Genomic DNA, 989 nt, shown 5'->3' on the forward strand with positions numbered 1-989 from the left:
TTATTATACCATAGGGCGGGGCTTGCTGTACAGTCCTTTTTGCTACTTTATGTCGAAAAATATCACGTTTTTTTAACAAGGTTTATCACAATAAATGCGTGGTGGAAAATTGGGGCTTCATGTGCTATACTTTACTAAAATCAAAAACCAATTTACAGACAGAGAGGGTCAACATGGACGAAAAAAACAATGTAACAGAGCAGTTAAAGGAACTTATTACCATACACGGTTTTAACAAAAACACGCTTTTCCAATATTTGGGATTACCGCTGGACAGCATAGAGGATTTGTCGAATGGAAACATTGACTTTCTGCCGGACGATTGCTCATATCGGTTTAGGCTGTTTAACAAAATCTCGTTCCTTTATGCAAGCGCAACAGAGGACAAGGATTTGAAATTAACCGCATTTTTACAAGTGCTTCTTTCACATCATGGCTTGTCTAAGAAAACGGTTGCTGCTATGGCTGGTGTGGAAACAAAAGACATTGAAAGACTTTTATCAAACCCGCCCAAAAAAGTATCTGAGGAAATCAAATTCAAAATAGCAGTTACCGTTATGTCATTGCGCTTTTTCTTGAAAGATTGTGAACCACAATTATAAATCCCCTATTCCAGCGGTCACGCTCCCTGGCATGACCGCTTTCTCATGCCCGGTTTATGCGGTAAAAGGCGGCTTGTGCCCGGCTGCGCTTTCTGCTTCCAGCACTTTCATCATCTTGTCGGTGGCGGTGGCGGTAGTGCCTTGTTTGAAATAGCCGGAAACCACAAGGACGGTGTTCCCCCGGCGTACTTCTGTCACGCAATCCGGGCGGCGGGCGGTGGTGGCGGTGCTTCTCTTGGGCGTGTCGGTCATAGGCAAATCTCCTTTCCGTTCAGCAGCTTTTTAAGGTGTTCCATTTTCTCCCGTGCTTTGGCTTTTCTGAAATTCTCCCCGGTAATGCGGACGGGGGTACACATTTCCGTAAGGCGGTCATATATCCGGGCGTGG

The 989-nt window shown here is 45.0% G+C and carries 2 protein-coding genes and 1 pseudogene; 1 reads left to right on the forward strand and 2 read right to left on the reverse strand.

Annotation, left to right across the window (positions count from 1 at the left end; genetic code table 11):
• Positions 1-173 precede the first annotated feature (173 nt).
• Positions 174-602, forward strand: a complete 429-nt coding sequence (locus D1646_RS07775) for an HTH domain-containing protein (RefSeq protein ID WP_160635931.1) — start codon at positions 174-176, stop codon at positions 600-602.
• A 54-nt stretch (positions 603-656) separates the two neighbouring features.
• On the opposite strand, the gene D1646_RS07780 is transcribed toward D1646_RS07775, so the two are convergent.
• Both D1646_RS07780 and D1646_RS07785 read right to left on the reverse strand, forming a co-directional pair.
• On the reverse strand, positions 657-854 hold the full coding sequence (locus D1646_RS07780) for a transposon-encoded TnpW family protein (RefSeq protein WP_160584441.1): 198 nt from the start codon (positions 852-854) through the stop codon (positions 657-659).
• Positions 851-989: pseudogene (locus D1646_RS07785) on the reverse strand (ATP-binding protein); the annotation flags it as partial. The pseudogene D1646_RS07785 and the gene D1646_RS07780, both read right to left, overlap by 4 nt.

Origin of the sequence: Pseudoflavonifractor sp. 60 (assembly GCF_009911645.1) — a bacterium.
In the GTDB taxonomy this organism is placed as follows: Bacteria; Bacillota; Clostridia; order Oscillospirales; family Oscillospiraceae; genus Lawsonibacter.